Source organism: Caballeronia sp. BR00000012568055 (assembly GCF_029439455.1).
Classification (GTDB): Bacteria; Pseudomonadota; Gammaproteobacteria; order Burkholderiales; family Burkholderiaceae; genus Caballeronia.
Map to the genome: position 1 here is coordinate 268,737 of NZ_JAQFVG010000311.1, position 8,545 is coordinate 277,281.

An 8,545-nucleotide genomic window follows, 5' to 3' on the forward strand; every position below is an offset into this window, starting at 1 on the left:
CACGCTGCGTGCTCCGTGGATCAGTAACGTTCGCACATACGTGTCCCCGCGTCGGCTGATACCGAATAGCTGGACCTTCCCGCCTGTGCCGATCTGCTTTGGTACGAGACCGAGCCACGCGGCAAACTCCCGTCCGGACCTGAACGCCTTCGCGTCACCCATCGTCGCGACAGTGGCCGTCGCCGTTAGCAGGCCAACGCCGGGGGTCGCGGCGATTGCCTTGCATGCCTTGTCCTCCCTCATCCACGCCTGCAAACGTCGTTCAATGTCAGCGACCTGTTTGTCGAGTCGATCAAGGTCATTCCAAAGTTCGCGTAGCGAGTCGATCAGCATCGCCGGCAGACGCTCGGCTAGCCTCGCTAGCACCCCGGGAATTGCTTTATCCAGCGCGGCGCGACTCTTGGCCATCACCTCGCCGTATGCTGTCAGCAAGCCCCGCAGACTGTTCATCTGCATCGTGCGGAACTTGATCTTCTGCTGCCGCAACCGATGCAGCGCCAATACGGCCTGCTGGGCTTCGGTCTTCACAGCGACGGGCTTGCTCGGCATCTGCGTGGCCATCCAGATCGCACGAGCATCGGCAGGATCGTTCTTGTTGCCGATGTTGAAAGCCTTGACGAACTTCGCCGGCATCAGCTTGACCTGATGGCCCATCTCTATCAATCGCCGTGCCCAATGCTGGGCACCGCCGCAAGTCTCCATTCCGATGAGACACGACTCGCGATTCGCAAAATGCTCGAGGAATGCGGCGCGCTTCAGTTGCTTGTTCACAATCTCGCCCGTGCCGGCATCCACCCAGTGAAGCTGGAAGACGTTCTTCGCAATGTCCACCCCGACCGTCGTATACTTCATTTCGGACCCTCCGGTTAGCCTGTGAAGACCTCAATGATCTTCCATTTGGGCACTTTGATGCCGTCGGCCCGTGAGGGTCCACCTCCTTGGCGTCACCCCTTGGTAGGTGGGGGCGTTCATTCCATTTGTCGCTGACCGGCCGTGCCGCTTGACGCCGTCTAGGCGTGCTTGAGAGAACTGCTGTTAGGTAGAGTAACGAGACTCGTGGGCGCGTGCAAGCGGCATGCCGAGCGCACGGCCCCGCAAGCTAATACGAACGCTTGCCGTCCGGTCTACCCGCGTCGGACTATTGATGGTGCAGTAACTGAAATTAGTGAAAAGAGGCGGTTTCTTATACCTCTTTTCACCGTGTCGAAGCGAAAGAAGCATGTTTTTATACGCCTTTCGTTTTTGATTAAGAGATTCAAATTTTAATTAGAAAAAATAGTTGCGCATCCATACTGTCAGTATGGAATGATCCGGTCACACGACTTAAGGTGACCATAATGAGAAATTTCAAAAGGCCCTATCGATTGATTAGCCGCCGCAGTTGCTGGCGACTCGTGCAGCTCTATCACCAAGGACTTGCTGAAGGAAAATGGACTACGCAACTTGGCGCGTTGAATGCGCTTGGCGTCAGTCAAGGTGACTTGTCAATGGCGATGCAGCTTCACCAACTGCCTGAGAAGATTCTTGACCTGTTCGAAGATCACGTCGACATCAGCAGCCATACGGTCCGCATCATTCGACATACGATCCGTCGCGACGGCCTTAACACGGTTCTGGGCCGCATCGACCGAAGCGGGGCATCCGGCGCAAAGCACTCGAAAAGGACCGTGTTGAGTATCGTCAAAGGTCAAGCGCTGGAGTCCAAGAAAATGCTGCGATGGTCTGGAGAAGATCCAGCGAAGATTATGTCTCGCACCTTAGTTCTCCCTAAAAACATTTCTGACCGCTATCACTTGGGTGTGACACAAGGAGAATGGAATTCTTTCAGTGCATGCGCGCAGGCACTGGGTATATCAAGACGAAATATCAGCGACGCCGTTGCCATCCGGGAGCTGCCAGATTCGATCCGCCATCTGTTTCGTGAGAGGGACTTGACGTTTTCCGTCGGGCGAAAGCTGCTCACGCTTAAGCGCGAACTCGGCCTCGACGAACTACTCTTGCGGGCGAGATACAAGGACTCGATGTACGATGTAGGCGGGCGCACTGCCGACAACATCTTGTCGGAAATAAACGAGGAGAATATTCGGCCGCTGAGCGCCTTCAGGCGTATCCAGATTAAGAAGGGACGAGGCCCGAATCGTCTTGTTATCGAATGTAAAGATCCGAAATTGCTTCTCAGATACCGCCGTGAGATCGAGATGGCGATCAGCAAGGTTCTGAAGAAGCGTGTTACAGATGAGGAGTTTGTTGAGCTCATGCGCGGAATGAGTAGCACTCAGCGCGCGGCCACGTCTCTTGCGAATCTCCTTCCAAGTACATTCCGCCCGCGTTCATCCTGACCCATTCGGTGTGCTCGGAGGCTAGGGTCTTTCGGTGCACCGGACGCACTTCGACTGGCCTAGCGGCTTCGCGCGCCGTCGCTGTCGCAACGAATGAAAGGCGTCCACGGCCGCCTCGTCCTCGATATAGCGGATGACGAATGCGCGTCCATCTTCGCTTGCGGTCGGATCGTTCGCGAGATCGATAAGTTACTCAACAATTCGTCCCTCACCGGTTGACTGCCTGCTGTTGTAGCCTGATGTCTGCAGGCGAAGACGCGAGAAATCAGAAGACTCGGCAACCACCCTCTAAGATTGCGCTCTACGTCATCATCTTCTCGGGTGCCTATCATGCTACGAAACTGCCCGTGCGCAGTCTAATCATGTAGGGATCCTAAGGAAGAGGCGATCGCAGACGGTGGTTGGCGATCCCAGCCTATCATGTCTGGGGACGATGAAAGGGGGACCTATACATTCCGAGCAGGCTATTGCGTTAGCACATCCTTTGGAACGTTCGGCACGCAAAAATGCGTTGAGCGGTTTTTTGAAGCAACGTCGTTCACGCATGCGAACTGCCAAGCGGCCGACTTTCCTCGTCTGCAAAAGTCTGTCGCCGAGTCGAGGCGTGGCCTTGACTTCTTGATATAGCAGGCACTCTGGATTTGTTCCAATCAGATCCATTGCAGACATGCCAATACAGAAACGTTTGTGCCACGCGCATTCCCCCCAACGAGCGAGAACCTCTCACATTCGCGGGTCGAACGAACACGCGTCGGCACGTGAATGCACTCGCATGCCAGTGCATGCAGCGCCCAAGCATTGCCGCCGGCAAGACCTAGCGCGATTGAAAAGTCCTTTGGCCCACAACGTACCGTCCCCGACGGTGCGTCTGCCCGCACGGTGCGCGGACAACGAAATCCGGCATCTTGAAGTGGTGATACGTCATATTGTTGCTGTTCATGGCCCGTCGATTCCTGCGTACCTGCCGCAGTCCTATTGGCTTATACGGCTAGAGCGAATCGAGCGAACGACTTGCCTCATTCCTGCTCAGCAGAATCGCATGAAGGCATTGCGAAGGTTGCTGCTGGAGAGCGAACCGCATCAGTGCCAATGCGCGTAGGTCCCGCCGGCGGTAACCGCTAGCGCAACCTACCCATCTTCATATTCGCCTATTACCGCTCGCGTGACAGCACTCTGCCCGGTCGAGATGCTCCGGTAGATGTGTTCGGCGGTAGGTGGCGTGGCTTGCAGGGAGATCACGCGCGTCAAGCGATGAGTTTCCTTAAAAGTCCATTCAATTTACAGACGCCGAGGGGCCGAATGAGAAAGCTTGATCGAAACGGAATGCCGACACACGACCTGTCTAACGAGACGACAGCCGCCGCTGACGATACCTTCAGCCAGTCCGGCAGGATTAGGACAGAGGCAATTAACGGCGCGGCCGACCGTCAACGCGTCAGCCACTCGTTACTGATGCGCATTGCGCCTGTCTTTCAACATGCGTTCGATGGCAGAGTGCATCTGCGCCATGCAATCGAACTCGAACACGCACCGGGCACGAATAACCCAATAACTCTGGTTGGTTGCCTCGCGATCACCCCGTTTGGCGTCTTCGTCGTGAACCACTTCGCCTGGACAGGCCTGGTGAAACCGGGAACCAACGAAGATGAACTCCTCGTCGTCGACGACTTCGGCGGCGTTACGGTTCATACGTCACCGCTGCGTCGAGCGAAGCCGGCCGTGCGGCACTTGCGCTTGGTGCTGTCTGACCACGAATGTCCGGTTGAGAGTATCGCCGTCTTAAGCGAAGCGGAATGCAGCCTGCATCCGACTGTGCCGGATGGCGTCTTGATGTTGTCGGACTTGCGCTACTTCTTGCGCACGAGGTTGAACCGTTTTCGCGCAACGCATCGGCGCTATTTGAACGCGGACAGCGTCGCTTCTCAAATCGACTGGTCGTGCTCACGCAGGCGCTCGCGCCCGTAATATCGCGGCCCGCAATCGCTGTTCGTTGTATCGCAGCGCCGCGCGGCCGTCACCTGAGAATCCGAGTAATTGCCGGGACGTTTGCTACGTAGCCCCAAACGACAAACGCTGTTCGAGCCACCCGTCCCGTGACATCGACATCTGCGGTCAAAGTGAAAAGAGAGCATTTTTACGAAGCTTTCCAACTAAAACCGTCCTATGGGTACTCTATATTAGCTGAACCCACCGCGTATTTACGCATCGACCTAGCAAGCGCACGGCTGACGCACGCTTGCCACTTCTTTCTATACTGGGCCCCTCGGCGAAATCGCTGAACCGGTTCGCAGGCAAGCTCACTGAGCGACACGCAATCGCTTTCCATCGTTGTCTACGAGCGCTGATTCCCAAGCCGCGTCGTCCTTCGTGTTCTCGTGCAAGACAAGCAGGCCTTCCGCAGGAACAAACGCTTTGCCTCGCATCCACCGAGATAGGTATCTGTTAGACGGCGACGCCTGCGCACGCGCGGTCGCCGGACGTTGCTCTTCGATTCGTTTTAAGCATCTCGCCGCGACGCTGGTCCCGCTGCGCGACAAGCTATGCGTCGCGCCGTATCCACCGCTGTCCTACTTCACCACCGTAGTCTGGCTTCGGCATTTCGCCGAAAGCCGCTACTTTCTTCGCCATGGAGACTTTATGAAAATCGCCGTACTGGAAGTTCGCTATGCGTGCGGGTTGATCTTGACTGACCGCGTTGTTGTTCAGACGTCATCCCGAATTATTCTACCGCCGCGCTTGACTGCGTTACTTGCCGAGCTCGAGCGTAGCGAGCGTCGCACGTCGACTAGCGCTATGGTGGACGGCGTCACCTATCGCGTGGAAGGCTCGCCGGACACCGAGTTTGCCTTGGGCTCCAAGCTTGGCTTTGCAGAGCAATTGGTCAGGGGGCTGCAGTCCGTCGCCTCACCGAATGCCGCTCAACGGCGGCTTAACCGGCGCTTTGCCCACATGCTGAGCGCCTTCTCGGTAATCGGCGCGTGCTACCTCGTCCAATCGACCAAAAGCTGGGACACACATGTAATCGTCGAAGCCTTATTACTTTGCGCCGTATCGGCGGCGTTGTTCGTCGCCGGACACATGTGCTTTCCGGCTGACTACGAATCGACTTGATCGAGCATCTTGGAAGACACCTTCTCGTTTTAGCATCGGATTCGACCATTTCGTCAGTGCTCGAACATTTTCGGCCTAAGCAACGTTAAGTGCGCAAACTACGCCAGCTGGCGTAGTTTGTCCGTAAAGATCTTGATGATCCTCCATTTTGGGCACCCTCTGATGCTGTCGGCTCGCGAGAGTCAGTCTGAATCCAGGCTTACCGAACCGATCGCAGGGATGGTAGGCGTTCATTTCATGGCCTCTATACAAATGACGAGTCCGCTATACCTGTCCGGCGGATCCAAGTCTCTGGGCACTCGCTCGAATTCGATCGGTGTGCCCGTGGTCTTCGCATCTTCCTCGGCGCGGAGGAACGCGCGCTTTCTCACGCGGACAGTTTCCTACCTCGAAGCGTTTGAAACGCCGTCGCGCCGTTGGAAAGCGGAGAGCCCTCCTCCTCGTGATGTTGGCAATACTTTGTTGATTGCCCGCAGATGTGTCGAGTCGCCAACGCCGTACCGCTTTGAGCTTAATTGTCGATAAGTATGGTCAGTAACAGGCAGATCGATGCATGAAAGCATAGTACGAGCGGCGCCTGAGAGATCATTCGTCCTTGATGGGCGAAGCCAAATGGGCTTCAACCGCGATCTTAATAGCCGCGATGGGTGCCGAAGCCGCACGCCTGTCATCGGCTTAGCACCGACCAATCAGCATGCCCGGAGGAGAGGATCTCGCGAAGGGACTAATGCCGTATTTTAGCGGATAGGTAGGCGAACTTCTCGCACGAGCGACACTTGAGTTCAGATCTGACATGCCTAGCGGGCGCCGGTACCAACGTTGGACTAGGTGGTGGGATCGGTTTTCAATCTTCCTTCAGTGTGCTGGAAGAGTCATGTACGAGCAAGAGACGGAGGGCTGGCTTGATTGACGAAGGTAACGAACGCGACGTAAACAGAAAGGGGAGCGCGATGGCAGCGAAGATGTCGGTCGCCGCAACAATAGATCGAACAAAAGTCTACGCCGAGACGATTGGGATTCTCCCTAAGGCCCCGCCGTTGAGATGCTTATACTGCGGCGCGGGCGTTAGTTTCGTCCCACAGCACACGCGCGAAATTGGCGGTAAAGTATTTGGGGTTCAAGGATATTTCCGATTGCTGCCTAAAACGTCGCATGACGAGCGTTGCACATTCAACATTCAGGGGAAACTGGACACCATTGCTCGTCGATCGCTTGGCGTATTGCAGGCTTTGGAAGAAGGGCAATACCGCTTTCGCCTCCTCGCGCATAAAGAAATGCGTGATCTATCGCTTCACTCGTCTCGAATCAACCTTAGCCGCAGATACGACCAGAGGGAAGCACACAGTGCGTCGGCCTCGATTGCTGAGCATCTCTTATTATCGGCTTACCTAAATACCGCGAAACGAGTGTTACAGCTGCATGCGCGATGTCAAGCCGATAATTCGCTTCGACATGTTATTGAGTTAGTCTTCAACGGATTGTCAATAAGTTGGGACGAGTTTTATTACGAGCCCGAACGATACCTTGCGGCCTATCGATGGCTCGGTAGGAAATACGCTTCGTTTCCAATCGCAATTGCTGGCCGCGTCTCGAAGATCGAGGCAATCAAAACTCGCGGACGGCTTCTGCACGTGGTGAAGCTAATGCCGTCGACACCGGAGAAATATGTGCGTGATTCGACCGTCGCTGAACTTGTCGGTGCAAGTGTCTGGTGCAGTCAGGAGTCCTGGCTGCAGCCGCTGCAACAAGACGATATGGTGCTTATCTTCGGGTACTGGGCGCAAGCGAGTGCGCATACACTTACGCGCGTTGCGCGTTCCGACAAGGCTGCCTTTCGCAAATATTTGGAGCGTCGAATGACAATGTGGCTGCATTCGAGATCACAGATCATACGGCTATGAACGACTCTCATGACATAAAGGCCCATGCGTCACTGACCTAGGGATGTGAGCTTTCGCGTTATGAAGCCAAACGGTTTTCGGCAAAGGTGCCGGGGAATTTCCGGCGTCTAGGTGCGTGATTCTTCCGGCATATATGCGCCGGTAGATTTTCGCCGTAAAGGGCACTGGCGTCTGAGTCGGGCACTCGAACTTCGCCAACCGCTACCCTCAGCGGTCATTTCGACACTTCCAATTTGGCACTTCAATCCCGTCGGATACAGCGAGGGCTCCGCCGCTTCTACTGCCTCACCTCACCCGCTGGGGTGGGGGGCGTCCATTCCATCTCCGATCGGGATATCGATCGGTCGAAGATATTGGGCCGTGAGAAGCTGGCAGCAGTGCGGGAATTCTCAACCGAGCGCGGTGCATGCATGGGGTAATGAATGATCCTGTCCGACCATCAATACGAAGATCAATTGGGTGGCTATAAGGTACGGCGGCACATATACAGGAGGAGGGACATCACGAAGGAACAATCGGCTTCGAACTGTGGCACGCATGATGTGCAGCAGTTTGCTCGCTATCGAGTCTCCGGATGGGACCGTCCAGGCCTCGTCGATCAGACTGAACATTCACATGTCGCAGTTTAGCCTATTGCACTTTTGGCTTACTCACTGTCGCTAAGGGCATGTGCAAAAGCTAGCATCCAAGTGAAACAGAAGAGCGCCAGTTCGGAAGGCTTCGCATGATACGAACTGAGGCTTGCAAACCTTCAAATCAATCGCGGAATCTCATCATCCAGTCACATGGAACCACCGCCGACTATGCACGTACTGCAGGAATTTGACACCTTATTGGTCGTGTTGTAGTAAGCATTCGATTGGACGTTGACGTTCTTAGCAGAGGCGGTCAGAACAATTCCATTACTCATTGCATAAAAAGAATTTCCCATCACGATCGACGCTCCGTAGTTATAGGATTGGAACACTATCCCGTAGTTGTTGTTTGTGACTCCTTGAGGTTCAAATGTGTTTCCAATTATCGTCGTAGCCTCTGTATTTTGAAGATTCAATGAAACTGTGTTGGGCTGCACTATAAATAGGTTGCCAATGAGTTGCAGATCTTGGATTCCTGTTCCCGTCGAGATTGCGCTTGAAAAATCGTTAAATTGACTATTCATAACGATTAGTTGCACGAGCCCGCTTTCCCCCGGAG

Annotated in this window: 6 protein-coding genes; 4 read left to right on the plus strand and 2 right to left on the minus strand. The window is 54.9% G+C overall.

Features of this window, described 5'->3' with window-relative positions:
* The coding region (locus P7F28_RS23600; protein ID WP_277187178.1) for an IS110 family transposase at positions 1–852 on the minus strand (852 nt) is incomplete at its 3' end.
* A gap of 485 nt (positions 853–1,337) precedes the next feature.
* On the opposite strand from P7F28_RS23600, the gene P7F28_RS23605 reads away from it, so the two are divergent.
* The 4 genes from P7F28_RS23605 to P7F28_RS23620 all read left to right on the plus strand — a co-directional run bounded on the left by P7F28_RS23605 (position 1,338) and on the right by P7F28_RS23620 (position 7,351).
* A complete protein-coding gene (locus P7F28_RS23605) occupies positions 1,338–2,339 on the plus strand; it encodes a hypothetical protein (RefSeq protein WP_277187179.1) in 1,002 nt (333 codons plus the stop codon).
* A gap of 1,299 nt (positions 2,340–3,638) precedes the next feature.
* A complete protein-coding gene (locus P7F28_RS23610; RefSeq protein ID WP_277187180.1) occupies positions 3,639–4,304 on the plus strand; it encodes an NERD domain-containing protein in 666 nt (221 codons plus the stop codon).
* Between the two features lie 447 nt (positions 4,305–4,751).
* A complete protein-coding gene (locus P7F28_RS23615; protein WP_277187181.1) occupies positions 4,752–5,450 on the plus strand; it encodes a hypothetical protein in 699 nt (232 codons plus the stop codon).
* A 902-nt stretch (positions 5,451–6,352) separates the two neighbouring features.
* Positions 6,353–7,351: a hypothetical protein gene (locus P7F28_RS23620; RefSeq protein ID WP_277187182.1), complete on the plus strand. Its 999-nt coding sequence runs from the start codon at positions 6,353–6,355 to the stop codon at positions 7,349–7,351.
* A 781-nt stretch (positions 7,352–8,132) separates the two neighbouring features.
* On the opposite strand, the gene P7F28_RS23625 is transcribed toward P7F28_RS23620, so the two are convergent.
* The coding region (locus P7F28_RS23625; RefSeq protein WP_277187183.1) for a hypothetical protein at positions 8,133–8,545 on the minus strand (413 nt) is incomplete at its 5' end.